The sequence below is a fragment of the Bradyrhizobium sp. CCGB20 genome (assembly GCF_024199855.1).
Classification (GTDB): domain Bacteria; phylum Pseudomonadota; class Alphaproteobacteria; order Rhizobiales; family Xanthobacteraceae; genus Bradyrhizobium.
In genome coordinates this window covers 4,029,784-4,052,717 of record NZ_JANADN010000001.1, presented here as the reverse complement: position 1 = coordinate 4,052,717, position 22,934 = coordinate 4,029,784, and the positions used below count along the sequence as shown (strand labels likewise).

General features: G+C 64.8%; 25 protein-coding genes. 7 read left to right on the top strand and 18 right to left on the bottom strand.

Going from position 1 to position 22,934, the window contains the following annotated elements:
- The first annotated feature begins 2 nt into the window (after window positions 1-2).
- Both NLM15_RS18525 and NLM15_RS18520 read left to right on the top strand, forming a co-directional pair.
- Window positions 3-1,208: an amidohydrolase family protein gene (locus tag NLM15_RS18525; protein WP_254118498.1), complete on the top strand. Its 1,206-nt coding sequence runs from the start codon at window positions 3-5 to the stop codon at window positions 1,206-1,208.
- A gap of 154 nt (window positions 1,209-1,362) precedes the next feature.
- The gene (locus tag NLM15_RS18520; RefSeq protein WP_254124287.1) at window positions 1,363-1,692 is read left to right on the top strand and encodes a hypothetical protein; all 330 of its coding nucleotides are present in this window, start codon (window positions 1,363-1,365) and stop codon (window positions 1,690-1,692) included.
- Here NLM15_RS18520 and NLM15_RS18515 read toward each other — a convergent pair.
- From NLM15_RS18515 to NLM15_RS18480, 8 genes are all read right to left on the bottom strand, one after another.
- Window positions 1,682-2,596 carry a DUF1932 domain-containing protein gene (locus NLM15_RS18515; RefSeq protein ID WP_375166850.1) on the bottom strand — a complete coding sequence of 305 codons (915 nt, stop codon included), beginning with the start codon at window positions 2,594-2,596 and terminating at the stop codon, window positions 1,682-1,684. The two genes, NLM15_RS18520 and NLM15_RS18515, sit on opposite strands and share 11 nt — an antisense overlap.
- Window positions 2,596-3,465 carry a hypothetical protein gene (locus NLM15_RS18510; RefSeq protein ID WP_254118497.1) on the bottom strand — a complete coding sequence of 290 codons (870 nt, stop codon included), beginning with the start codon at window positions 3,463-3,465 and terminating at the stop codon, window positions 2,596-2,598. Before NLM15_RS18510 ends, NLM15_RS18515 begins: the two co-directional genes overlap by 1 nt.
- A 21-nt stretch (window positions 3,466-3,486) precedes the next feature.
- A complete protein-coding gene (locus NLM15_RS18505; protein WP_254118496.1) occupies window positions 3,487-4,170 on the bottom strand; it encodes a 4-carboxy-4-hydroxy-2-oxoadipate aldolase/oxaloacetate decarboxylase in 684 nt (227 codons plus the stop codon).
- A complete protein-coding gene (locus tag NLM15_RS18500) occupies window positions 4,167-4,880 on the bottom strand; it encodes a PIG-L deacetylase family protein (RefSeq protein WP_027517331.1) in 714 nt (237 codons plus the stop codon). The genes NLM15_RS18505 and NLM15_RS18500 overlap by 4 nt, the downstream gene beginning before the upstream one ends.
- Window positions 4,881-4,946: 66 nt before the next feature.
- Window positions 4,947-6,248 carry a C4-dicarboxylate transporter DctA gene (gene dctA / locus NLM15_RS18495; RefSeq protein ID WP_254118495.1) on the bottom strand — a complete coding sequence of 434 codons (1,302 nt, stop codon included), beginning with the start codon at window positions 6,246-6,248 and terminating at the stop codon, window positions 4,947-4,949.
- Window positions 6,245-7,129: an amidohydrolase gene (locus NLM15_RS18490; RefSeq protein ID WP_254118494.1), complete on the bottom strand. Its 885-nt coding sequence runs from the start codon at window positions 7,127-7,129 to the stop codon at window positions 6,245-6,247. The genes dctA and NLM15_RS18490 overlap by 4 nt, the downstream gene beginning before the upstream one ends.
- Window positions 7,129-8,088 carry an amidohydrolase gene (locus NLM15_RS18485; RefSeq protein WP_254118493.1) on the bottom strand — a complete coding sequence of 320 codons (960 nt, stop codon included), beginning with the start codon at window positions 8,086-8,088 and terminating at the stop codon, window positions 7,129-7,131. The genes NLM15_RS18490 and NLM15_RS18485 overlap by 1 nt, the downstream gene beginning before the upstream one ends.
- Before the next feature lie 75 nt (window positions 8,089-8,163).
- Entirely contained in the window at window positions 8,164-8,874 is a 711-nt protein-coding gene (locus NLM15_RS18480; protein WP_254118492.1) for a TetR/AcrR family transcriptional regulator, read from the bottom strand.
- Window positions 8,875-8,990: 116 nt separating this feature from the next.
- Between NLM15_RS18480 and NLM15_RS18475 the strand changes: the two genes are divergently transcribed.
- Together NLM15_RS18475 and NLM15_RS18470 are read left to right on the top strand one after the other, a co-directional pair.
- Window positions 8,991-9,971 carry a tripartite tricarboxylate transporter substrate binding protein gene (locus NLM15_RS18475; RefSeq protein ID WP_254118491.1) on the top strand — a complete coding sequence of 327 codons (981 nt, stop codon included), beginning with the start codon at window positions 8,991-8,993 and terminating at the stop codon, window positions 9,969-9,971.
- 10 nt (window positions 9,972-9,981) lie between these two features.
- Window positions 9,982-10,782, top strand: a complete 801-nt coding sequence (locus NLM15_RS18470) for an ABC transporter substrate-binding protein (RefSeq protein WP_254118490.1) — start codon at window positions 9,982-9,984, stop codon at window positions 10,780-10,782.
- A gap of 21 nt (window positions 10,783-10,803) precedes the next feature.
- Here the strand turns inward: NLM15_RS18470 and NLM15_RS18465 are convergent, their stop codons facing one another.
- Window positions 10,804-11,949: a mechanosensitive ion channel family protein gene (locus NLM15_RS18465; protein ID WP_254118489.1), complete on the bottom strand. Its 1,146-nt coding sequence runs from the start codon at window positions 11,947-11,949 to the stop codon at window positions 10,804-10,806.
- 122 nt (window positions 11,950-12,071) lie between these two features.
- Here NLM15_RS18465 and NLM15_RS18460 point away from each other — a divergent pair, with 122 nt between their 5' ends.
- Window positions 12,072-13,325 carry a DUF763 domain-containing protein gene (locus tag NLM15_RS18460; RefSeq protein WP_254118488.1) on the top strand — a complete coding sequence of 418 codons (1,254 nt, stop codon included), beginning with the start codon at window positions 12,072-12,074 and terminating at the stop codon, window positions 13,323-13,325.
- A gap of 6 nt (window positions 13,326-13,331) precedes the next feature.
- On the opposite strand, the gene NLM15_RS18455 is transcribed toward NLM15_RS18460, so the two are convergent.
- The 4 genes from NLM15_RS18455 to NLM15_RS18440 all read right to left on the bottom strand — a co-directional run bounded on the left by NLM15_RS18455 (window position 13,332) and on the right by NLM15_RS18440 (window position 16,205).
- The gene (locus NLM15_RS18455) at window positions 13,332-13,580 is read right to left on the bottom strand and encodes a hypothetical protein (RefSeq protein WP_375166849.1); all 249 of its coding nucleotides are present in this window, start codon (window positions 13,578-13,580) and stop codon (window positions 13,332-13,334) included.
- 74 nt (window positions 13,581-13,654) lie between these two features.
- On the bottom strand, window positions 13,655-14,908 hold the full coding sequence (locus NLM15_RS18450) for a cytochrome P450 (RefSeq protein ID WP_254118487.1): 1,254 nt from the start codon (window positions 14,906-14,908) through the stop codon (window positions 13,655-13,657).
- Window positions 14,909-14,998: 90 nt separating this feature from the next.
- Window positions 14,999-15,325: a hypothetical protein gene (locus NLM15_RS18445; RefSeq protein WP_254118486.1), complete on the bottom strand. Its 327-nt coding sequence runs from the start codon at window positions 15,323-15,325 to the stop codon at window positions 14,999-15,001.
- Between the two features lie 106 nt (window positions 15,326-15,431).
- On the bottom strand, window positions 15,432-16,205 hold the full coding sequence (locus NLM15_RS18440) for a ferredoxin--NADP reductase (protein ID WP_254118485.1): 774 nt from the start codon (window positions 16,203-16,205) through the stop codon (window positions 15,432-15,434).
- A 157-nt stretch (window positions 16,206-16,362) separates the two neighbouring features.
- On the opposite strand from NLM15_RS18440, the gene NLM15_RS18435 reads away from it, so the two are divergent.
- Both NLM15_RS18435 and NLM15_RS18430 read left to right on the top strand, forming a co-directional pair.
- Window positions 16,363-17,559 (top strand): amidohydrolase family protein, encoded by a 1,197-nt coding sequence (locus NLM15_RS18435; RefSeq protein ID WP_254118484.1) that lies wholly within the window; start codon window positions 16,363-16,365, stop codon window positions 17,557-17,559.
- A gap of 125 nt (window positions 17,560-17,684) precedes the next feature.
- The gene (locus NLM15_RS18430) at window positions 17,685-18,368 is read left to right on the top strand and encodes a hypothetical protein (RefSeq protein ID WP_254118483.1); all 684 of its coding nucleotides are present in this window, start codon (window positions 17,685-17,687) and stop codon (window positions 18,366-18,368) included.
- A gap of 10 nt (window positions 18,369-18,378) precedes the next feature.
- Here the strand turns inward: NLM15_RS18430 and NLM15_RS18425 are convergent, their stop codons facing one another.
- The 5 genes from NLM15_RS18425 to NLM15_RS18405 all read right to left on the bottom strand — a co-directional run bounded on the left by NLM15_RS18425 (window position 18,379) and on the right by NLM15_RS18405 (window position 22,799).
- A complete protein-coding gene (locus NLM15_RS18425; protein WP_254118482.1) occupies window positions 18,379-18,768 on the bottom strand; it encodes a hypothetical protein in 390 nt (129 codons plus the stop codon).
- Between the two features lie 170 nt (window positions 18,769-18,938).
- On the bottom strand, window positions 18,939-19,406 hold the full coding sequence (locus tag NLM15_RS18420; RefSeq protein ID WP_254118481.1) for a MarR family winged helix-turn-helix transcriptional regulator: 468 nt from the start codon (window positions 19,404-19,406) through the stop codon (window positions 18,939-18,941).
- Between the two features lie 14 nt (window positions 19,407-19,420).
- The gene (locus NLM15_RS18415; RefSeq protein ID WP_254118480.1) at window positions 19,421-20,125 is read right to left on the bottom strand and encodes an ABC transporter ATP-binding protein; all 705 of its coding nucleotides are present in this window, start codon (window positions 20,123-20,125) and stop codon (window positions 19,421-19,423) included.
- On the bottom strand, window positions 20,122-20,913 hold the full coding sequence (locus NLM15_RS18410) for an ABC transporter ATP-binding protein (protein ID WP_254118479.1): 792 nt from the start codon (window positions 20,911-20,913) through the stop codon (window positions 20,122-20,124). Before NLM15_RS18410 ends, NLM15_RS18415 begins: the two co-directional genes overlap by 4 nt.
- Complete coding sequence (locus NLM15_RS18405) at window positions 20,910-22,799, bottom strand: ABC transporter permease (RefSeq protein WP_254118478.1); 1,890 nt, start codon at window positions 22,797-22,799, stop codon at window positions 20,910-20,912. The genes NLM15_RS18410 and NLM15_RS18405 overlap by 4 nt, the downstream gene beginning before the upstream one ends.
- Window positions 22,800-22,934: the final 135 nt, after the last annotated feature.

Here is a 22,934-nt window from a genome sequence, read left to right as displayed (position 1 = left end):
GGATGACGTTCGACACGATCTTCCTGAATGCACGCTTCGACGGCGGGGCGCGGCACCACATCGCGGTCAAGGACGGCCGTATCGCCGCGATCACACCGGCTGACAAACCGTCCACCGGCGCCGAGACCATCGACCTCGACAACGCCCTCGTCGTTCCCGGCTTCGTCGAAGGCCACATCCATCTCGACACCAGCTTCTATGGCGACGCCTGGCGTCCGCACAAGCCATGCACCAACGGGTTCAACGTGCATGAGCGCGTCGCCTTCCAGGCCCAGAACATGGCCGTGTCAGCGCCGATGGATGTGCGCGCACGCAATCAGCTCGATCTCTGCATCGCCCACGGCACCACACAGATGCGCAGCCACGTCATGGTCGACGGCTCGGTCGGCCTGAAATCGCTCGAGACGATTTTGCGCGTGCGCGAGGAATACAAGGGCCTGATCGACATCCAGCTCGTCGCCTTCCCCCAGAGCGGCATTTTGGCGAGCCCCGGTACGCCGCAACTCCTCGACGAAGCCATCGGGCTCGGTGCCGACCTCGTCGGCGGGCTCGATCCTGAGAGCTTCGATCGCGACATCGAGAAGCATCTCGACGTCGTGTTCGGCGTGGCCGGCAAACACGGCGTCGATGTCGACATCCATCTGCACGACATGGGCACGCTGGGCGCGTTCGAAATCGAGCAGATCGCAGCGCGCACGCGCGCGCTCGGCATGGAGGGACACGTTGCGGTCAGTCATGCTTACGGGCTCGGCGACATCTCCATCGATCAGCTCAGGAAGATCGCCGACATCCTCGCCCGCTCCGGCGTCGCGATCATGACCAACGCGCCGGGCGCACGGCCCTTCCCGCCCATCCTCGCCTTGCGCGACGCCAGCGTCACCGTCTTCAGCGGCAACGACAACATCCGCGACTCCTGGTGGCCCTATGGCGACGGCGACATGCTGCGCCGGGCGACGACGCTCGGCTATCGCTCGGGCTTCAACATCGACGAGGAACTGCGCGTCGCTTTCGATATCGTCACCGCAGCAGGCGCCAAGGCGCTCCGCCTCGAAGGCTACGGCCTGCGCCTCGGCGCCAAGGCCGACTTCGTCACGCTGCACGCGGAACATGTTCCCGAGGCCGTCGTCGCGGTGCCGCAGGGGCGCTCCGTCTACAAGGAAGGCCGGCTTGTCGCATTGAACGGTAAGATTGTCGGGAAACGCGACTGACTACCGGCCAATCCCATCCCATTTTACCCGTGATCTCGCTCACAATCCGAGTCCGGTAGAATCCCGGACCGTAACCGCGCGCCTTGCACGACCGCCCTTCCTGATCATACTAGCGGGTGCTCTGATCATCTGCATTCAATTGGGAAGCATGGACATGTTCAGCGCATTCAGCAGCATCGATTACCATTCCATTCGGTCCAGCACGCCCGCCGAAGCGGCTGTCAAGCGACTGAGCGGGATCGGCGAAGTTCTGTCGGGGTTCGACATCTCGGCGATCCAGACGCAGGACGACATCGCCCGCGCGCTCTGGACGCTCGATACCGCCGACAAGTGCATTCGCATGATCCTCGCCGAGTTCCGCAGCGAGCGCACAACGGAAGTTGTTCGCGAGGCCAAAAGCCTGATCGACTTGATCGAGCACGCCCGCCACGAAATCTCGGACTATCGCGACGGTCGCACGGCATTGAGCTGCATCAGCGCTTGATCTTTGCCAGGATGCGATCCGCCTCGATGCGCCAATCCGCGCTGCGGGCGAACTCCGTGGTGCCCTTCGTTCCGAACAGGCCTTCATCGGCGAGATCGGCCACCCACGCTTGCCGCTCGGCGGTGCCTTGCGCCGACCACGGCGTCAGCCCCGCCTCGCGCACGGTCTCGGCGACCTCACGCACCTCCTCGGCACGGCGGCGGCCGTGCTCGATCACGCGCTGGAAGAAATAGGCGCCCTGCTTCTCCCAGTCGATCGCGGGAAACGTCTCCGTAAGCGAGGCCAGCACCGCATCCTCGACGCCATAGGCGCGCGCGGTGGTGAAGCTCTCGATCACCATGGCCTCCAGGCCCTTGATCATGATGCTGCGGCACATCTTGACCGCCGATGATACGCCGAGCTTGTCGCTCGCAACCTTCGCGGCAAAACCGATCGCATTCAGGAGCGGCTCGAGTTCCCTGGCGCCGGGGCCGCCGAGCAGCAACGGCACCTTGATGCGATAAGGCGGCACCGAGGTCATCACCGCACCTTCGACATAGCGCCCGGCGGCGCCGTCGATCAGCGCGGCGGCGCGCTGCTTGGCGCCGGGCGAAGCCGAATTGAAATCGAGGAACCAGGTGCCCTGATTGATCGCGGCTGCGCAGGCTTTTGCTACTGGTACGGCCTGACTCGCCGTGACCGCGGAGATGATGAAATCGGATTTCGCAGTCAGCTCGGCGTGAGACGCCGCAAGCGTCACGCCGATTTTCGCCGCATGCTCCTTCAGCGGAGCGCCCTGCTCGCCTCCGAGCTTGATGTCATAGGCGGCGACCTTGATGTCCTGCTGGCGCAAATCCTCGGCCAAAATCCTGCCGACCTCGCCGTAGCCAACCAACCCGATCTGCCATCGCCGCGGATTCGACATCAGTTCAGTCCTCGTGTCGTCTCGTCGAAGAGCTCCTCGACCGCATAGCGGCGCGGAATCAGCGCCTGCTGGAATGCGTAGTCGACGATCAGCTCCAACGGTTTTCGGTTCGCCTCGATCCCGAACGGAACGAGGTCGGGCGTAGCCACGTGCCCGACCTGCTCTTTATTCCGCTTGAGGAGATCATAGACGCCAGAAACCACGTCAGGGCGCGATTTCGCCAGTTGCTCGGTCACGACCACGAGATGATTGACTGGGACGACGCCGCGCCGGGCGTACCATTTGGCGGCTTCCGCGGCAGGATCGGGGAACAGCGGCTTCAGCTTGGGATCGTTTGAGGTCTCGCCAAGGACGGCATCAAGCTCGCCGTCGAGCAGCATCTGCAGGACCTTCTTGTCCTTGGGTGCGCGCTCAGTGGTGTCGACATATTCGGCGACGTGCGGATCCTCGAACGTCACCCATTTGATCTTGTCGAGATCGACACCGTAATCGTTGGCGAGGATGCCCCTGATCCAGGCGCCCGTCGTCGTCGTGAAGGATCGGATACCGACGCGCTTGCCTTCGAGATCGGAGGGCCCCAGCCGTCCACGCGCGGGATTGTACAGCGCATAGGAATGCTGGAAGCGACCGAGCATGGTCGCAGGCAGCAGCACCAGCGGCTTGCCGTGCGCCTTCGCCATCAGATAGGTGACGATCGCCATCTCGCAGACGTCAAAGGCCTGGTCGCGCACCATGGGCTTGAACGCCGTGTTGGTCGGCGCGTACTCGATGAAATCGAGGTCGAAGCGGTCAGAGCGCAGCTCGCCGCTCTTCACCGCCTGCACATGAGGGTGACTGCCGAGCACGGCCTTCAGCTTCAGACGATCCATCCGCTCACTCCGCTGATTGCTTCAGACGTCCTCGGGATTGTCGACGTAGACGAGCCCGGCCTTCGCCAGGGCCTCGCGCATGCTGTACATGTCGAGGCCGAGCTCGCCCGAGGCCAGCCGCTTGCGCTTGCCGCCCTCGTCCGCGTTGCGTTTCTTCGCCTTCTCGGCGACCTCGGCCGCATAGCGCTTGGGCACCACGACGACGCCGTCGTCATCGGCGACGATGATGTCGCCGGGATCGACATTGACGCCGGCACAGACCACGGGGACGTTGACCGAGCCGAGCGTCGCCTTGACCGTGCCCTTGGCCGAGACCGCGCGCGACCAGACCGGAAAGTTCATCTCGTGCAGCGCTTTGACGTCGCGGCAGCCGGCATCGATGATCAGCCCCTGCACGCCGCGCGCCTGCAGCGAGGTCGCGAGCAGCTCGCCGAACATGCCGTCGGTGTTGTCGGTGGTGCAGCCGACGACGAGGATGTCGCCCTTCCTGCACTGCTCGACCGCGACATGAATCATCCAGTTATCGCCGGGCTGCGCCAGCACGGTGACGGCGGGGCCGGCAATCGAAGCCCCCGCCCAAACCGGGCGCAGATACGGCTTCATCAGGCCGATGCGCCCGTAGGCCTCGTGCACGGTCGAGACACCGTAGTCAGCCATCCCGGCGGGATCGGCACGCTTGATGTTGCGAACGACGACCGGCTTCATGCCAGCTCCTCCGCAACCGTCGGGAACAGGCGCTGATAGGCCTCGCCATAAGTCATGGGCACGCCGGTGTTGCGGCTACCCTGGATGCCGCGGTTGAGCGCAACGCGCTCGTAATAGCCCCAGAGATGCTTCTGCGCGGCCAGGATCTGGAACGCCTCGTACTTCTCCTTCCAGACCTCGTCGATCTTCAGGAGGAGGTCCGGCTTGTAGTTGCACTGCTCCGGCTGATGCGGCTCGAACAGGAATACCGGGGGCGCCGAATATTTGTACTGCGCGCCGGGCTTGTGACCCATGGCCTGTGCGACGACGCGGGTCTCCTGCGCGAAGTGCGCGGCGTTCGGATGGTCGAAATTATAAGGATCTTCCAGCGCATGCGTCAGCACGAAGCTCGGATTGAGCTCGCGGTAAATGTCGACCATGCGGTCGAAATGCGCCTCGGTCAGCTTCAGCGGATAGTCACCGCAATCGAAGAACTCGATCTCCGCACCAAGCAGCTTAGCGGCCCGCTCGGCCTCGTCCTTGCGGCCAGCCTTGACCGATTCCAGCGTCGCGCCCTTCTCTTTCCAGGCGAACTGGCTCTCGCCGCGCTCGCCAAAGGACATGCACACGATCTTCATGCGATAACCCTTCTTCGCATGCAGCGCGATGGCGCCGCCGGCGCGCCAGACGAAATCGCCGGGATGGGCGGTGATCACGAGACCTGTTTTCATGGGACTACTCCCCTCTTTCGTTCGTCAACATCCTAGGCCGCCGGCCTCACGCCGGCAGCAATTTCATCAGGCGACGACGGCTGCCTGTTCCTCGCCGTCGAGCACGCGCTTCAGGCGCTCGCTATCGAGCGCGCCTTCCCATTTGGCAATCGCGATGGTCGCGACCGCGTTCCCGATCAGATTGGTCGGCGTCAGCCCCTGCGACATCAGGCGGTGAATGCCGAGCACCAGCGCGACGCTCGTCACCGGAATGGAGCCTGTGGCCGACAGCGTCGCCGCCAGCACCACGAAGGCCGCGCCCGCGATTCCCGCCGCGCCCTTGGAGGTCACGAGCAGGATCAGCAGAAGCTCGATCTGCTCGGCGAGCCCGAACGGCGTGTTGGTCGCCTGCGCCAGGAATACCGAGGCGGCGGCGAGATACAGACAAGTGCCGTCGAGATTGAAGGAATAGCCGGTCGGGATCACCAGCCCGACCACGCTCTTCTCGCAGCCCGCCTTCTCCAGCTTGGTCAGCATCCGCGGCAGCACCGTCTCCGACGACGTCGTGGCGATGCAGATCAGCAGCTCTTCCCAGATGTAGCGGATCAGCTTGAGCAGCGAAAAGCCGCAGAGCCGCGCCACCGGCCCCAGCGCTACGATGATGAAGATCACGCAGGTCAGATAAAAGCCGCCGAGGAGCTTGCCGAGCGAAGCCAGCGAGCCCACGCCGAACTTGCCGACGGTAAAGGCGATCGCCCCGAACGCGCCGATCGGCGCCGCCCACATCACGAAGCCGACGACCGCGAACACCATCTTGGCGGCGATGTCGATCAGATGGACCAGCGGCGCGGCGCGCTCGCCGAGTTGCACCAGCGCAAAGCCGCACAGCACCGAGATGAACAGCACCTGGAGGATGTTGCCTTCCGCAAAGGCGCCGATGAAGGTCGCCGGCACGATGTTCATCAGGAACGGCACGAACCCGATGGCGCCGGTCTGCTTGACATAAGGCTCGATCGCGCTGGCATTGATGCTGGCGGGATCGATGTTCATGCCGACGCCGGGCTTGAGCAAATTCACCGCGATGAGACCGATGATCAGCGCGATCGTCGTCATGATCTCGAAATAGACGATCGCCTTGACGGCGACACGCCCGACGCGCGCCATGTCGGCCATGTGCGCGATACCGTGCACGACGGTGCAGAAGATGATCGGCGCGATCAGCATCCGGATCGCCTTGATGAAGGCGTCGCCGAGCGGCTGCATCTTGGCGCCCGCCTCGGGGCTGGCGATCCCAAGCGCGATGCCGGCCGCCATGGCGATGAGCACCTGGATCCAGAGCTCCTTCCACCAGGCCCGCCCGCGCGGCTTGTCGATCGCGAGCGACGTCATTCGTCAAATCCAAACAGGCGCGCAGGATTGTCGACCAGGATCTGCTGCTGGAACTCCGGCTCCGGCGCGAACAGCGGGATCAGATCGACGAGGTCGCCGTCGTTCGGCATCACCTTGACGTTGGGATGCGGCCAGTCCGTGCCCCAGATGACGCGGTCCGGCGCGGTCTCGACGATCTTTCGGGCGAACGGCACGGCGTCCGTGAAAGGCGGGCCGCTGGAGGAGACCCGCTCCGAGCCGCAGATCTTGACCCAGCACTTCTCGTCCCGCTGCATCAGCTCGATCAGGATCTTGAACGGCAACTGGTCGAGCCCTTCGGCTGCCTTCACCCGCCCCATATGGTCGATCGTATAGCTCAGCGGCAGCTTGGCCAGCATGTCGGCATATTCAGGCAGGTCGATCGCATCGAAATGCAGGTCGATGTGCCAGCCGAGCGGCGCCACCATCGCGATGACGCGGTTGAACACGCTTTTGTCGGGGACGCCGCCAAGATGGCGGACGAAATTGAAACGGCAGCCGCGGAAACCGCCGTCATGCAACACCTGGAGCCCGCGCTCGGTGATGGTGTCGTCGATATTGGCCACCGCACGATAGGCGCCGTTGCTCTGCGCAATGGCGTCGAGCGCCACCGTGTTATCGGTGCCGTGGACGCTGGCATTGACGATGACAGCACGCTCCACGCCAAGCTTGGCGTGCAGCGCGCGGAAATCCTCAAGCGGCGCATCAGGCGGCGTGTAGGAACGGTCCGGCGCGTAAGGGTATTTCGCACCGGGCCCGAAGATGTGGCAATGCGCGTCGCAAGACAGCTTTGGCAGCTTGAACTTCGGCGTGCGCGTGTTCGGATCGGGCGGCGGAATGGTGGGCGTGTACATCATGGTCATCAGCTGAACTTGAACAGGCGTGCCGGATTGTCGACCAGCAGCTTCTGCCGGACTTTCTCATCCGGCGCGTAGAGAGGAATGAGGTCGACGAGGTCGCCGTCATTCGGCATGATCTTGACGTTGGGATGCGGCCAGTCGGTGCCCCAGATGACGCGGTCAGGCGCATTGTCGATCAGCGCCTTCGCGAACGGCACGGCGTCGTGGAACGGCTTGCCCGCGCTGGAAGCGCGTTCGAGGCCGGTGATCTTCACCCAGCACTTCTCGTCCTTCTTCTGGAGGTCGAGCAGCGCCGTGAATCCGGGATCATCGAGCCCCTTCCCGGCCTGCACCGTGCCCATGTGATCGATCACGTAAGGCGTCGGCAGCGCGGTGAGGATCGGCGCGAATTCGGGGATCGTGCCAGGCTCGAAATACACGTCGATATGCCAGCCGAGCTCGGCGACCCGGTGCACGATGCGCTGGAACTTGGTCATGTCGCCGACGCCGCCGAGGCGCTTGAGGAAGGCGAAGCGGCAGCCGCAGATGCCGCCCTTGTCGAGTGCGGCAAGCTCTTTCTCGCTCATCTCGTCACTGACGTTGGCGATGCCCTTGTAGGCGCCTTCGCTCTGGGCGATGGCATCGGTGACGACGCGGTTGTCGGTGCCGTGCACGGTCGCATTCACGATCACGCAGCGCTCGACGCCGATCTTTTCATGCAGGCTGCGAAACGTCTCCAGCGGCGCGTCCGCCGTGTTGTAGGGGCGCTTTTCCGAAAACGGATAGCGGGACGCCGGCCCAAAAATGTGGGTATGGCTGTCGCAGGATTTCGGCGGCAGCTTGAACGAGGGCACCTTCGGATTTGGGTCCGGCGGCGCGATCGTCGGAATCGCCTTCGGATCAGTGCCTTGCGCGCGCGCCTCACTCGTGAGCGCGGCACCGGCCAGTCCGGTCAAGAGATGCAAGCACTCCCGCCTGTTCATTTCCCAAAGTACCCTGTCACATGGTCCGCTTGCGAGCGGAAGCGCGAGGCCGCGCCTTCGCTCGGGCGGTTTCTTTCAAGTCTTGCTGCTGACGACAGTCCGCCGCCGTGCCGGTGCGGCCTGATCGAGCGCCGGCGCCTGGAACGCGGCCACGGTGGCCTGCACGAGTTGCTCGATGGCGCTGGCGGCATCGCTGCCGTCGGCCTCGCCGCGCGACAGGCGTGAGACGCGATCCGGGGTCACCAGCGAGTAATAGAGCGCGCCGAGCAGAAAGTGGCTGCGCCAGACGATGTCGGTGCGCGGAATGTGCGGCAGGCTCTCGTGGATCGCATCGATGAAGGCATGGCTGGTGTCGTCAAAGGTCTGCGCGATGATTTTTCGCGCGACCTCGTTGCCCTCCGCGGACATCACGGCGCGCAGCCGCGTGAAGCGCGCTCCCCCGCCGGCAAGATCGCTGCCCGAGGTGAAGGCCGGCACCACATAGGCGCGCACGACGGCTTCCAGGCGATCCTGGAGATCGCGCACGCGCTTGGCTGCGGCGAGCAACTCGGAGCGACGCAGATTCATCGGCCCGCAATGGCGCCGGTAGATCTCCAGCAGCAGGCCGTCCTTGGTCTTGAAATGATAGGTCACGCTGCCGGGATTGGCCCCGGCGGCCTGCGCGATATCGCGGACCGAGACGGCGTTGAAACCGTTGGTGGCGAACAGCTCTTCGGCCGCGGCGAGGATCGCCTCGCGCATATTCGGCTTACGGGCCGTTTCCTTGCTGGTGGGCTTGCGTACCATGTGATTTGTACTATCGTACAAAAGATCAGGTCTCGTCAACAAAAACCATGGGCGGCGCCCCGGAACGGCCTGGAGACCGCCGGCAGGGACGCGAACGCCATCAAGGAGTGCTGGGAATGCTGGGTTTGAACAAGACAATCGGCGGTTTGCTGCTCGGTGCCGGTCTGCTGCTGGCGGGCGGCGCCGCGCAGGCTGCCGACAATTATCCGAGCAAACCGGTTCACATCCTCGTGCCCTATGCCGCCGGCGGCGCAGTCGACGTGCTCGCGCGCACCCTGGGCCAGGCGCTGGCGAAGACCTGGGGCCAGCAGCCCGTGATCGACAACCGTCCCGGCGCCGGCGGCATCGTCGCCTCGCAGGCACTGACGCAGGCCGCACCCGACGGCTACACGCTGATCCTGGTCGCGAGCGGCCATCCGCTCAACCAGTTCATCTATCCGAGCGTGCCCTACGACACGTTCAAGGATTTTACCGCAATCACCGAAGTCGCCTCCTCGCCGCTCGCGATCGTCGTGGCCAAGGACAGCCCGTACAAGACGCTCGGCGATCTCCTTGCAGCTGCCAAGAAGGACCCGGACAAGCTCTCCTACGGCATGTCCGGCAACGGCACCTCGGCACATCTCGCCGGCGAGCTGTTGAAGCACATGTCCGGCACCAAGATCGTCGCGATCCCCTACAAGGGCGGCGCACCGGCGCTGACCGCGGTGATCGCAGGCGAGATCCAGCTCAGCATCAATCCGCTCGCGGAGGCGATCGGCCAGCTCGAAGGCGGTCCGGTGCGCGCGCTCGCCGTGACCTCGGCCGAGCGCTCGAAGGCGCTGCCGAACGTTCCGACCGTCGCGGAATCAGGCGTCCCCGGCTACGACGTCTCGGTCTGGTGGGGCGTCCTCGGCCCGGCAAAGATGCCGCCGGAGATCGTCGCAAAGCTCGAAACCGATCTGAAGGCGGCGCTGCAGGATCCGAACGTGCTGTCGACGCTCGGCAAGATCGGGGCTGCTCCACTCGGATCATCCTCCAAGGATTTCGACGCCTATATGCGCGCCGAGGCGACCAAATGGGAGCCGGTGCTGAAGGCCGCCGACATCCGCGCGCAGTGAGGCTCTCCACATGAGCACCTCATCCGGACGCCTTACGCGCACCGCCCTGCTCGCGGCCGCGATCATCAGCCTCGTCGGTGCGCCTGCGCGTGCCGACGGCGAAGCAAAACTGCTGGCCCCGAGCGGCACGTTGCGTGTCGGCATCTATCCGGGCAGTCCGACCTCGATGGTGACAGATGCGGCCGGCAAGCCGCACGGCCTTGCCTACGATCTCGGCGGCGAGCTGGCGAAACAGCTCGGCGTCGGCATTGACTATGTCCGGTTTCAGCGCGTCGCCGACATCGTCACCGCGATCCATGACGGCCAGGTCGATTTTACCGTGACCAACGCCACGCCGGCCCGCGCCAATGATGTGAGCTTCAGCCAGCCGGTGCTGGCGATCGAGCTCGGCTTCCTGGTGCCGGCGAACTCGCCGATCGGCAAGGTCGAGGATATCGACAAGGCGGGCATCAGGATCGGCGTCACCAAGGGCTCGACCTCCGAGCGCACGCTGCCGGCAAAATTCAGGAATGCGACCATCGTTCCCGCCGAAAGCGTCAAGGTCGTCATTGCGATGTTCGGCCGCGGCGAGATCGATCTCTACGCGACCAACAAGCCGACGCTGTTCGAGATGTCCGACCAGATGCCGGGCGCGAAGATCCTCGACGGCAATTGGGGCGCCGAGCACATGGCCATCGCGATCCCCAAGGGCCGCGAGGACGCCCTTCCCCTGCTCAACCGGTTCGTCACCGAGGAGCAGTCCTCCGGCGCGCTGGACACGATCCAGCAGCAGGCGGGCCTTCGCGGCGCGACCAAGGCGACGCGGCAGTAGCGCATCTCGCGTGCGACGGCATCAATTGCGCGCGCTCGCCCTCATCTTCTCGGGCGCGGTGGATCGGTGCAGGAATTCGGTGTCGTCGCCGCCGCCCTGCGGGATCAGGATCGCGCGCTCGCGCGGCAGGGCTTCCGGCATCTCGTCGCGGATGAAGGCGATCAGCTTCTCCCGCATCTCGCAGCGCAGGTCCCATGATTGCGGCGCATTCCGCGCGCTGACCAACGCACGCAGCTCGATGGTGCGCGAATCCGCGTCGATCACCTGGAGATTGACCACCGCGCCGTCCCACAGCTTGGAGTCCTTCACGGCCCCCTCCAGCCAGCGCCGGATGCGCGGCACGTCGGCGCGGTAGTCGACATGGAGCGCGATGACCCCGATCAGGGACGCGGTGTCGCGCGTCCAGTTCTGGAACGGCTTTTCGATGAAGTAGGACAGCGGCACCACCATGCGCCGCCAGTCCCAAAGCCGGATCACCACATAGGTCGCGGCGATGTCCTCGACCCAGCCCCACTCGTTCTCGATGATGACGGCATCCTCGATGCGGATCGGCTGCGTGATCGCGATCTGCAAGCCGGCAATCAGATTGCTGAGCAGCGGCCGCGCGGCGAGACCGACGATGATACCGGCGGCTCCGGCTGAGGCGAACAGGCTGACGCCGTATTGCCTCACCGAGTCGAACGTCATCAGCGCGGTCGACACCGTGATGATGACAATGATGATGTCGGTCACGCGCTTGAACACGCGCACCTGCGTGACGTGCTTGCGCGCGACGAAATTCTCGGTGACATCGCGAAAATTCTGCAAGTACCGCGCCGCGCTCATGTCGACGATCCGGATCGAGATCCAGCCGATCAACGCGATGAAGGCCACGACGAACAGGCTCGTCAGGGGGTTGCGGAACGCATTATCCAGCGGAGCTAGCGGCAGGATCAGCGCGACAGCGGCTAGACACAGCGCCAGCTGGGCCGGACCGGATGTGCGCTCGATGAACACGCTCAGAAGTGAAAGCCGGGTTCCGAAGGCGCGGTTGAGCAGCCAGACCGCGAGCCGATAGAGCGACAACGCAATCAGGATCGCCCCGGCGACGAGGCCGAGACCGATGACCCATGACGGTATCCACCCGAACATCGTCTCGATGTCGGCCATGAGGGCCTTCCAATTCATTCACGTCCCCGGTCTTGATTGCACCTCGCCAACGCATTCCCGTCAGCTTCGCTCCCCCGTCTCGTGCAATGCAGCATTCCGCTGGTGCAACCGTCGCCGGATTGCGCTAATTTGAGGCACCGATGACTCGACGTACCGGCAGCGCTGATCTTCCTCTCCACACCGGACGGGTGCCGCCCTGGCTTGCGAGCCGCATGGCTTCCCTCGGCGCCATCGTCACGCAGGCGATCGTGCATCATTATGGCCGCGACGCCTTTCTCCAGCGGCTCTCGCATCCGTTCTGGTTCCAGTCGTTCGGCGCCGTCATGGGAATGGACTGGCACTCCTCGGGGATCACGACATCCGTGATCGGAGCCCTCAAGCGCGGGCTGGGCCCGCTGCAGGACGAGCTCGGCATCTATGTCTGCGGCGGACGCGGACAGCATTCGCGCAAGACGCCGGACGAGCTGTTGCAGCTCGGCGACCGCGTCGGCTTCGACGGCGCAAAGCTCACCCGCGCCAGCCGCCTCGTCGCAAAGGTCGACAGCGCCGCGGTCCAGGACGGGTTTGACCTTTACCTGCACGGCTTCTTCGTCACCGCCGACGGCAAATGGACCGTCGTGCAGCAGGGCATGAATGGCGACAAGCGGCAGGCCCGCCGCTATCACTGGCATTCCGAGGCGCTGAAGAGTTTCGTCGATGCGCCCCACAGCGCGATCGACGGCCCGCAGCAGGGCGAGATCGTCAATCTCACCGACCATCGCGCCGATGTCTCGCGCACCGCGCAGCTCGAGCTGCTCTCCGATCTCGGCCCCGATCGCATCCTCACCGAATTCGAGCGGCTCATCGCCCCCGCTCCCGAGCCGGCGCAGGCCCTGCTGCCGCACCTGATCATGCCCGCGCATCACGACGTCCGCCCCAAGGACGTGTTCGCACGCCGCCTGCACGGCACGCTGGCTGCCGCAGCCGAGCGCGGCCCGGTCGATTTTCCGGAGCTGCTGCTGACGCCGGGTGTCGGCGCCCGTACCGTGCGCTCGCTGGCGATGGTCGCCGAGGTCGTGCATGGCGCGCCCTATCGCTTCAACGACCCCGCGCGCTTCTCGCTCGCCCATGGCGGCAAGGACCGGCATCCCTACCCCGTCCCGATCAAGGTCTACGACGAGACCATCCGCGTGCTGAAGGACGCGATCCAGAACGCGAAGCTTGGACGTGAGGAAGAGATGCAGGCGATCAAGCGCCTCGACGACCAGGCGAGGCGGCTGGAGCGCACCGCGCGCGGGCCCTCGGTCGAGGCCTACATCGCCGGCGAGCGCGCCGCCTCGCCCGATCTCGACGGCCGTTCCGTGTTCGGTTGGGAACGCGATCTCGTCGCGTCGAAGAAGGCGACGGGCTCCTGAGCGCGGCTAATCTTCGGCCTCCTCATCGTCGGTGAGCCGGTTGGCCGAATGGTCCTGATATTGTTCGGTCTGGATGAATTTGCTGTCCATACCACGGATGTCGGAATGCTGTGCCTTGTCGCGGTTCGACAGGATCATGTTATCGCCGATCTTGTCCTTGGGAATGTCAGTCAACGCGCCGTTGCCTGCGCCCTTGCCGTGCGCGCCTGAACCGATATGCGTCTTGCCTCCGTGGGGCATGGATTGCTCCATCATTGTTGTACACATCTGGCCAACGCCGGCACCGCGGAATTTGTTTCGCGGTTGCATGACGGGAACGACGAGGTTCCTCAACTTGCGAGCAACTGCTCCGTCTCGCCTGACTGCCGTCTCTCACCGGCATCGGCAATCACGGGCAGTTTCGCGATCATGCGAATCCCCGGCCGCTTGCGCCAGCGGATCTGCGAAGCATCGACCGCAAGACCAAGCCTCGGCCAGCGCGTGAGCAGCCCCTGAAGCGCGCAAGTCGCCTCGATCCGCGCGAGCTGATGTCCGAGACAGAAATGGATCCCCGTGCCGAAGGACATATGACGGTTGGGCTTGCGTTCGAGATCGAGGCTATCAGGCTGATCGTGCACCGCCGGGTCCATGTTCGCGGCCGCGAGCATGACCATGACACGATCGCCCTTCTTCAGCCGCACGCCGTCCAGCTCGACATCCCGCCGCACATAGCGCGGTTTTGAAAACTGCACCGGCGAGACGAAGCGCAGGAATTCCTCCACGGCGAGCGAGGCGCGGCTCCAATCCTCTTCCAGCCAGTCACGCAAGCCGGGATTTTTCAGCAGTTCGTAGACCGAGCCGCTGATCAGATGCGTCGTCGTCTCCGAACCCGCCGCCAGCAACAGGAACACCATCGCCACCATCTCGTCCGGCGTGATCTGCCCGCCCTCGCGCTCGACCTGGACCAGCTCGGCGATCAGGCCCTCGCCGCCCTGCTCGCGTGCGATCTGCAACTGGCCTTCCAGATAGCGCCGCATCTTGCGAAGCGCGAACAGCAGGCGAATGACGCTGAAGACATTCGTCAGCGAGGACATCGCATTGGCCCAGGCGATGAATCTCGGGCGATCGGCCATGGGCAGACCGAGAAGCTCCGAGATGACCGACAGCGGCAGGATGCGCGCATAGCGCTCGACGAGATCGGCCGGGCTTCCGCTCACGAATAGTTTTTCGGCGAGATCATCGGCAAGCGCGCGGATGCGCGGTTCCATCGCGACGATGGCGCGGCGGCGGAAGGCTTCGTCCACGATGCTGCGCAACCGCGTGTGATCCGGCTCGTCCATCGTCAGCATGTTGTTGGCGACGGCGGTGACGAGCTTTGGCATCCACCAGCGGATGCTCGCGACCTCGCCGCCTTCCTTGCGCAGCGTGAAGGTCGCGCCGTCCTTCAGCACCTGCGCAGTGGCATCATGCGTCGTCGTGATCCAGACGTCGCCGACCAGCGGAAAACGCGTCGCGACCACCGGGCCTTGCGCGCGGAGCGCGGCGATGGCCTTGGGCGGATCGCGAAAGAAGGCCTCGCTGGTGAAATCGAGGCGCGGTGTCATGGGATCACCGGAGTGGTTGGGGGCGCCTCAACCAGATGGGATACGGCGAGCGCCGCGCAAGGGGCCGGAACCGCCTCGCTCGAAACGCCCCTATCCGCGCCCCGGTGAGCGCTGGCCGGTCTTGCGCTGTTGCTGGTTGGTATAGGAGTCCCAATGGCTCCAGCTGCCGCTGCTGAGGCTTTGCATGTCGGTGCCGAGCGGACGACGCGTCCGCTTGTCGTGATCGGCGATCGTGCGCTCGGACTGCGCGATCTTGCGCTTGAGCTCTGCAATCACCTTCTGGGTTTCGCCGTTCCGCTTCGAGGACGCGATCTCGCCCATCGTGAAGCGCGCGGTCTCGAGCGCCTTCAACTCGGCGCGGTTCTTCTTCAACTGAACCCGGTGCCAGGCGATGTTGCTGTCGCTGTCCGCAACCATGGGGGAACTCCGCTGATTCGTTCCCACATAGTATCGCGCGCCGAATCGGCGCCGCAACGGGCGCTTGGCGGCGAAAATACGGTCTTATTGGGCAGGAATTCCGGGCTTACCGCTCGGCGAAGGCCTTTTCGACCACAAATTGGGCCGGCTCGCCATGATTGCCCTCGATGAAGCCCCGCTCGCCAAGGAGGACGCGGGTGTCCGCGACCAGCGCGGGGCTGCCGCAGATCATGACGCGGTCATGGGCGGCTTCCAGCATCGGCAGGCCGATATCGGCGAACAGCTTGCCCGAGGTGATGAGGTCGGTGATGCGGCCGCGGTTGCGGAAGGGATCGCGCGTCACGGTCGGATAGTAGATCAGCTGGTTGCTGATGTACTCGCCGATCAGCTCGTCCTTCGGCAGCGTCTCGGTGATCATCTCGCCATAGGCGAGCTCCTTCACGTGCCGGCAGCCATGCAGCAGCACGACCTTCTCGAACCGCTCATAGGTCTCGGGGTCCTTGATCACGCTCAGGAACGGCGCGAGACCGGTGCCGGTGCCGATGAGGTAGAGGTTGCGCCCCTCCTCCAGATTGTCGATCACCAGCGTGCCGGTGGCCTTGCGGCTAACGATGATCTCGTCGCCTTCCTTGAGGTGCTGGAGGCGCGAGGTCAGCGGACCGTCCGGCACCTTGATCGAGAAGAACTCCAGCGTCTCCTCGTAATTGGCGCTGGCGACGCTGTAGGCACGCAGCAGCGGCTTCTCGCCGACCTTGAGCCCGATCATGGTGAACTCGCCGTTGCGGAAGCGGAAGGTCGGGCTGCGGGTGGTCTTGAAAGAGAACAGCGTGTCGGTCCAGTGGTGGACGCTCAAAACGCTTTCCTGATTGAAATTGCTCATCTCACCTTCCCTGTCGCTTCCAATGCGGTTCCGAGGCGGGCAGCTATGCGTCGTTTGTACACGATCATTCGTATACTAATGAATAATCCTGCTTGATCCCGGGGTCAAGGCTGCCCAAGATCGAAAGCGTTGCAGTTAGGAATAAGGAGCCCCTTCCATGGCGCATGACGCCCCCCAGGCCACCGGACCCTCGAAGCTCGTGATCCGGAATATCGGCCTGATCCTGTCCGGCGCTCTGGAAAAGCCGATCCTGGACGGCGACACCATCGTCGCCGAGAACGGCAAGATCACCGGCATCGGCCGCTTCAAGGACCTCAATACCGAAGGCGCGACCACCATCGTCGAGGCCAACGGCACCACGGTCGCACCGGGCCTGATCGACAGCCATGTCCACCCCGTTGCGGGCGACTGGACGCCGCGGCAGAACCAGATCGGCTGGATCGACAGCAATCTGCATGGCGGCGTCACCACCATGATCTCCGCCGGCGAAGTCCACATGCCCGGCCGCCCGCGCGACGTCGTCGGGCTGAAGGCGATGGCGATCTTCGCACAGCGCGCCTTCTGGAATCTGCGCCCGGGCGGCGTGAAGGTTCACGCCGGCGCGCCGGTGATCGAATGCGAGATGGTCGAGGAGGACTTCAAGGAATTGGCCGCGGCCGGCGTCAAGCTGCTCGGCGAGGTCGGCCTCGGTGGCGTCAAAGACGGCCCGACGGCACGCAAGATGGTCGGCTGGGCGCGCAAATACGGCATCCAGAGCACGATCCACACCGGCGGCCCCTCGATCCCCGGCTCCGGCCTGATCGACAAGGACGTGGTGCTGGAGGCCGACACCGACGTGATCGGCCACATCAACGGCGGCCATACCGCGCTGCCCGACGACCAGATCCGCTGCATCTGCGAGGGCTGCAAGCGCGGCCTCGAGATCGTGCACAACGGCAATGAGCGCTCGGCCCTGTTCACGCTGCGCATTGCGCGCGAGATGAACGACCTGCACCGTGTCATCCTCGGCACCGACGCGCCCGCCGGCTCCGGCGTGCAGCCGCTCGGCATCCTGCGCATGGTCTCGATGCTGTCCTCGCTTGGCGACCTCCCGGCCGAGCTCGCGTTCTGCCTTGCCACCGGCAACACTGCGCGGATGCGGCAGCTCGATTGCGGCCTGATCGAGGTCGGCCGCTCCGCCGATTTCGTCATCATGGACAAGGCGCAGCACTCGCCCGGCAAGACCATCCTGGAGAGCGTCCAGCTCGGCGACCTCCCCGGCATCGGCATGACCATCATCGACGGCATCGTGTGCACCCAGCGCAGCCGCAACACGCCGCCGGCCGGCAGGGTGCCGGAAGTGGTGACGAAGTGACGCGGCCGGAGCGGCTTGCCGCTCCGCATCGGCCCTCGACAGCATTGAACAACTCTGCCGCCAGCTGCGTCTAACGCAGGCAGCCCTCGGCGGCGGCAGTTCAATGCTGGACCATCGGGGGAGACATGAAGAGTTCGCTGCGGATTGCCGCCGGGATTGCCGGCGCGGTGGCAGGCTTCATCGGCACGATCGGGCTGCTCGAGCTGACCGGCTTCGGCAATCGCGCGGACCCGATCACGACGGGCCTGCTTGCAGTGTTCGTCATCGCGCCCTGCGGCGCGATTGCCGGCCTGGTGCTCGCGACCAAGCTGACGACACGCAAGGACGCCAATGCCGGCAGCCTCACCCGCAATAGCCTGAAGTCGCTCGGCATCGTCGCCCTCCTCTGCGTCGCCGGCGCCGTCACTTACCTTCTCTACGCCTATGCGACGGCCACGCCCTGGCTCAACCGGAACGGCAGCAATCCCCTGCTCGTGTTCGAGGTCCGCTTTCCGGCGGGGGTAACGGTGCCCACGTCAGCACAGGGCATCACCATCGAATTGCAGACCGACCTCAACACCATGCCGGGCGAAGTCACACCGGCCGCCTTCTATCGCGACGGCGACCAGCCGGTCATCGCAGGCGAGGTTGAGCTCGCGTTTCGGACTTCGCACCGGCAACTCGCCGTCAACATCCAGGGGCAGCCGAGCCGGATCTATCCGATCGATTTGACGGCGTGGGCGCCACACACCCCGGAGTTCGGAACGTGGCGGCGGCTCGCCGACGGCAGCGAAATCCGCTACCGCGCCAAATGGCCGGGACAGACGTAAGCGCAGAAGATCAGCGCGACTTTGCGATCTCACAACGCACATAGGCCTGCCGCTTGGCCCGCCCGACCGGACCATTGTCCATGATAAGCTTGCCGTCCGCCGCGATAGACACCTGGGGATTGGAGCGAAACTTCTCGCCCTCGCCTTCGCAAGCCAGCCGCATCTTCCAGCCGAGCTTCCCATCGGCGGTGATCTCGCTGGCGCGGCAGCGCGTCTCATACCAATAGAGGCGATTGCCGCCTTCGATGCTCATGCGGTTGGCGCTGTCCTGGTCGCGGCAATCCTTTTTGGTCGACGCCCAGAACCCTTCGTAGGGCTGCGCCGCCCAGGCCGGAGCGCATTCGCCGGCCAGCGCGGCACCAAGACTCAAAACCATCGCAACCCGCGCCGTCGCTTTCATGCCGCAAAACCTCGATGATATCTTCATCGAAGTTAGTCGCCCGATACTGCAGCATGTTCAACAGGTCTCGTAGGGTGGGCAAAGCGAAGCGTGCCCACCATTGCCCTGCGGGAGGGCCAAAGACGGTGGGCACAGTGCAAACGCGCCTTTGCCCACCCTACGCACCAAGTTCACCGCAGCTTGTTCAACAGCGCCATCAGCATCTCGCGCTCCCGGGGCTCGAGCGGCGCCAGCGTCTCGCGGGTGATTGCGAGCGCATTCGGCGCGACCTTTTCCGCAAGCTGCTGACCGGCGCGCGTCAGGCTGACCAGCAGCCGCCGCCCGTCCTCCGGATCCTGGCTGGTCTCGGTCAGCCCGCGCGCGGTCAGGCGGTCGATGACGCCCTTGATGGTCGCGACATCCATCGCCGTCAGCCGCCCGAGCTGGTTCTGCGAGCACGGCCCGGTCTCGGCGAGCTTCGACAATGCCGCCCATTGGGTCGGCGTCAGGTTGGTGCCGATATCGCGCGAGAAGATCGAGCTGTGGCGTTGCCAGACCTGGCGCAGGATAAAGCCGACCTGCTCATCGAGCACGTAGGACGGCTTGTAAGACGATTTCGCCAGCTTGACGCTTTTCTTGGCCGCGACGCTTCTCGCCATCCGCTCCCCGCCCCTCACAACGACAGATGCGCGTCGCGGATGTCCGGACGCGCGTCGAGCTCGGCCATGGTTCCGCCGAAGCAGATGCGGCCGCGCTCGATGATATAGGCGCGATCCGAGATCAGCCGCGCAAAGTGCAAATTCTGCTCGGAGACGACTATGCTGACGCCTTCCTTCTTCATGGTCAGGATGGCATCGACCATCTGCTCCACGATTTTTGGCGACAGGCCTTCCGACGGTTCATCGAGCAAAACCAGCGACGGATTGCCCATCAGCGTGCGGGCGATGGTGAGCATCTGCTGCTCGCCGCCGCTCATGCGGCCGCCCGGACGATTTTTCATCTCGCCCAGGTTTGGAAACAGCGCAAACAGCTTGTCGCGGGTCCAGTATGGCGCGTTCGGACGCTTCGGCTGGCGTCCGACTTCGAGATTCTCTTCCACCGTCAGATCGGTGAAGATGCGCCGCTCCTCCGGCACATAGCCGAGGCCCTCGCGCACGATCTCGTGCGTCGGGCGCACCGAGACGTCCTTGCCCTCGAACATGATGCGGCCGGTTCGCTGCGCGACGAGACCGACGATCGAGCGGAACGTCGTCGACTTGCCCGCGCCGTTGCGCCCGAGCAGCGCCACCACCTCGCCCTCGCCGACCTCGAAACCGATGTCGAACAGGATATGCGCCGGGCCGTAATGGCTGTTGAGCCCCTCGACGGTCAACTTCATGGCGAGGCTCCCTCGCGGTGGCGGGAATCGTAGACGAGGCCCTCGCCGAGATAGACCGCCTGCACCTGCGGGTTGCCGCGCACCTCGGCGGGCGAGCCCTCGGCGATCAATGTCCCTCGATTCAGCACGATGATACGGTCGGCATGCTCGAACACCACGTCCATGTCGTGCTCGGTGAAGAGCACGCCGATCGATTTTTCGCGCGCGATCTGCGCCGTCAGCCGCATCAGATCGACGCGCTCGCGCGGTGCCATGCCGGCGGTCGGCTCGTCCATCAGCAGCAGCCTTGGCTGGTTGGCGAGCGCAACCGCAAGCTCGAGCCGCTTGAGGTCGCCATAGGCAAGCTCGCCGCAGGGACGATCCGCATAGCCGCCCATGCCGACCAGCTCGAGCAGCCGGCCGGCCTCGCCGCGGTCGAACTTCGGCGCCGAGCCGAAGAGATTGAACAGCTGCTTCCCGTGCGAGATCAGCGCGACCTGCACGTTCTCGCGCACGGTCATGGTGGCGAAGGTCGCGGTGATCTGGAAGGTGCGCCCGACGCCGAGCCGCCAGATCTCGCGCGGCTTCTTGCCCGTGGTCTCTTCGCCGAGCAGGCGGACATGACCGGAGTCGGGCTTGTTCTGGCCATTGAGCATGTCGAAGCAGGTGCTCTTGCCCGCGCCGTTCGGACCGATCAGCGCCAGAATTTCGCCTGCGCGTAGCGAGAACGAGACGCCGCGCACGGCATGGATGCCGCCATAGGATTTGGTCAGGCCTTCGACCGCGAGAAGTGGGGGTGCGACGCTCATTCGGCTGACTCGATCGGCTTGGCAAGCAAGGAGGATCCCGGCGGTGATGCCTTCCTGCGGCGCTGCGCCAGCATCTCCAGCGTGCCGACGATGCCCTTGGGGAAAACGACCACGATCAGAACGATGAAGCCGCCGAGCACGAGCTTCGACAGGTCGGTCTGGCTGACCAGCCAGATGTTCAAGGCCTTGTAGACGATGGCGCCGATCACCGCGCCCGACACCGTCTCGACGCCGCCGAGCAGCACCATCACCAGCGCATCGACCGAGAGCGAGATGCCGAGATTGTCGGGGAAGACGCTGCCCTTGAGGTAGGCGAACAGCGCGCCGCCGATGCCGGCCGTCGTGCCCGCGATCACGAAGGCGGTCCACTGGATGCGCTTGGCATTGATGCCGACCGCCTCGCTGCGCAGAAGCGAATCGCGCGTGGCCCTGAGTGCGTAGCCGAACGGCGAGAACACCATGGCCCGCAGCGCGATCGTGACGAGCGCCGCAACGCCGAGCGCCAGCCAGTAGAAATGCGACGGGCTCGCCGCCCAGCTTGAAGGCCAGACGCCGAGTATGCCGTTGTCACCGCCTGTCACGCTCACCCACTGGAACGCGATCGACCAGACGATCTGTGCAAAGGCGAGCGTCAGCATCGCGAAATAGACGCCGGAGAGCTGCACCGCGAAGAAACCGAACACGGCGGCGCCCATGCAGCCCAGCAGCGGCCCGAGCAGCAGGCAGACGATCATCGGCAGCCCCGCCATCTTGGCGAGAAAGGCAACGCCATAGGCGCCGAGCCCGAAATAGGCCGCGTGGCCGAAGGACGCGAGCCCGCCGACCGACATCAGGAAATGCAGGCTGACGGCGAAGATCACGAAGATCGCGATCTCCGAACCGACCGTGAGTACGTAGTTGCCGGCGAACAGCGGCAGTGTCGCCGCGATGACGAGCGCCGCTAGCGCCGCCAGCCGCTCGTTCGACGTCAGCGGCCGCCAGGGATTGACGGAGAGACCCGGCGTCTTGCGCGCGGCTGCCTCCGGCTTGCCGAACAGGCCCCAGGGCCGGACGATCAGCACCACCGCCATCACCAGGAAGACCAGGATGATGGAAATCTTCGGGAAGATCAGGATGCCGAAAGCGTTGAGCTCGGAGACCAGCACCGCCGCGACGAAGGCGCCGACGATGCTGCCAAGGCCGCCGATCACGACGACGACGAAAACCTCCACGATGATCCGCAGATCCATGGCGTGGTGCACGGCATCGCGCGGGATCTGGAGTGCGCCGCCGAGCGCGGCCAGGAAGACACCGACCGCGAACACGGATGTGAACAGCCATTTCTGGTTGACGCCGAGCGCTGCGACCATGTCACGGTCCTGCGTCGCCGCGCGTACCAGCACGCCCCAGCGCGTGCGCTGGAACAGCAGCCAGAGGATGCCGAGCACGACGGGTCCGAGCACGATCAGGAACAGATCGTAGCTCGGAATGTTCTGGCCGAAGAAATCGATGGCGCCCTTGAAACCAGGCGCGCGGCGGCCGACGAGATCGTCGGGCCCCCAGATCAGCACGACGAGATCCTCGACCATCAAGGTCAGGCCGAAGGTCGCGAGCAGCTGGAACAGCTCCGGCGCGTGATAGATGCGGCGGAGCAGCACCATCTCGACGATCACGCCGATCAACGCCACGGCAAATGCGGCCATGACGATCGCGCCCCAAAAGCCGAGCGCACCCGACAGCCGCTCGGTGAGCGTGAAGGCGATGTAGGCGCCGATCATGTAGAAGGCGCCATGCGCGAAATTCACGATCCGCGTCACGCCAAAGATGATCGACAGGCCCGACGCCACCAGGAACAGCGACGCTGCGCTGGCGAGACCGGTCAGAAACTGTACGACATAAAAGGCCATCGGCGGTCCGGGTTAAACGTAAGTCTCAGTACGTGGCTTCATCCTTCGAGATGGCGCTATGCGCCTCCTCAGGATGAGGTCCGGGACCCTCATGGTGAGGAGCGCGGCGACGCCGCGCGTCTCGAACCATGCAGG

Coding starts and splice junctions, on each gene's coding strand:
- NLM15_RS18480 (WP_254118492.1), bottom strand. CDS start 8,874: ATGGTACGCAAGCCCACCAGCAAGGAAACGGCCCGTAAGCCGAATATG.
- dctA (WP_254118495.1), bottom strand. CDS start 6,248: ATGACGTCGCTCGCGATCGACAAGCCGCGCGGGCGGGCCTGGTGGAAG.
- NLM15_RS18485 (WP_254118493.1), bottom strand. CDS start 8,088: ATGAACAGGCGGGAGTGCTTGCATCTCTTGACCGGACTGGCCGGTGCC.
- NLM15_RS18430 (WP_254118483.1), top strand. CDS start 17,685: ATGAAGAGTTCGCTGCGGATTGCCGCCGGGATTGCCGGCGCGGTGGCA.
- NLM15_RS18520 (WP_254124287.1), top strand. CDS start 1,363: ATGTTCAGCGCATTCAGCAGCATCGATTACCATTCCATTCGGTCCAGC.
- NLM15_RS18410 (WP_254118479.1), bottom strand. CDS start 20,913: ATGAGCGTCGCACCCCCACTTCTCGCGGTCGAAGGCCTGACCAAATCC.
- NLM15_RS18465 (WP_254118489.1), bottom strand. CDS start 11,949: ATGAATTGGAAGGCCCTCATGGCCGACATCGAGACGATGTTCGGGTGG.
- NLM15_RS18440 (WP_254118485.1), bottom strand. CDS start 16,205: ATGAGCAATTTCAATCAGGAAAGCGTTTTGAGCGTCCACCACTGGACC.
- NLM15_RS18435 (WP_254118484.1), top strand. CDS start 16,363: ATGGCGCATGACGCCCCCCAGGCCACCGGACCCTCGAAGCTCGTGATC.
- NLM15_RS18415 (WP_254118480.1), bottom strand. CDS start 20,125: ATGAAGTTGACCGTCGAGGGGCTCAACAGCCATTACGGCCCGGCGCAT.
- NLM15_RS18490 (WP_254118494.1), bottom strand. CDS start 7,129: ATGACCATGATGTACACGCCCACCATTCCGCCGCCCGATCCGAACACG.
- NLM15_RS18405 (WP_254118478.1), bottom strand. CDS start 22,799: ATGGCCTTTTATGTCGTACAGTTTCTGACCGGTCTCGCCAGCGCAGCG.
- NLM15_RS18450 (WP_254118487.1), bottom strand. CDS start 14,908: ATGACACCGCGCCTCGATTTCACCAGCGAGGCCTTCTTTCGCGATCCG.
- NLM15_RS18420 (WP_254118481.1), bottom strand. CDS start 19,406: ATGGCGAGAAGCGTCGCGGCCAAGAAAAGCGTCAAGCTGGCGAAATCG.
- NLM15_RS18515 (WP_375166850.1), bottom strand. CDS start 2,596: ATGTCGAATCCGCGGCGATGGCAGATCGGGTTGGTTGGCTACGGCGAG.
- NLM15_RS18445 (WP_254118486.1), bottom strand. CDS start 15,325: ATGGTTGCGGACAGCGACAGCAACATCGCCTGGCACCGGGTTCAGTTG.
- NLM15_RS18500 (WP_027517331.1), bottom strand. CDS start 4,880: ATGAAAACAGGTCTCGTGATCACCGCCCATCCCGGCGATTTCGTCTGG.
- NLM15_RS18470 (WP_254118490.1), top strand. CDS start 9,982: ATGAGCACCTCATCCGGACGCCTTACGCGCACCGCCCTGCTCGCGGCC.
- NLM15_RS18505 (WP_254118496.1), bottom strand. CDS start 4,170: ATGAAGCCGGTCGTCGTTCGCAACATCAAGCGTGCCGATCCCGCCGGG.
- NLM15_RS18455 (WP_375166849.1), bottom strand. CDS start 13,580: ATGATGGAGCAATCCATGCCCCACGGAGGCAAGACGCATATCGGTTCA.
- NLM15_RS18460 (WP_254118488.1), top strand. CDS start 12,072: ATGACTCGACGTACCGGCAGCGCTGATCTTCCTCTCCACACCGGACGG.
- NLM15_RS18475 (WP_254118491.1), top strand. CDS start 8,991: ATGCTGGGTTTGAACAAGACAATCGGCGGTTTGCTGCTCGGTGCCGGT.
- NLM15_RS18525 (WP_254118498.1), top strand. CDS start 3: ATGACGTTCGACACGATCTTCCTGAATGCACGCTTCGACGGCGGGGCG.
- NLM15_RS18510 (WP_254118497.1), bottom strand. CDS start 3,465: ATGGATCGTCTGAAGCTGAAGGCCGTGCTCGGCAGTCACCCTCATGTG.
- NLM15_RS18425 (WP_254118482.1), bottom strand. CDS start 18,768: ATGAAAGCGACGGCGCGGGTTGCGATGGTTTTGAGTCTTGGTGCCGCG.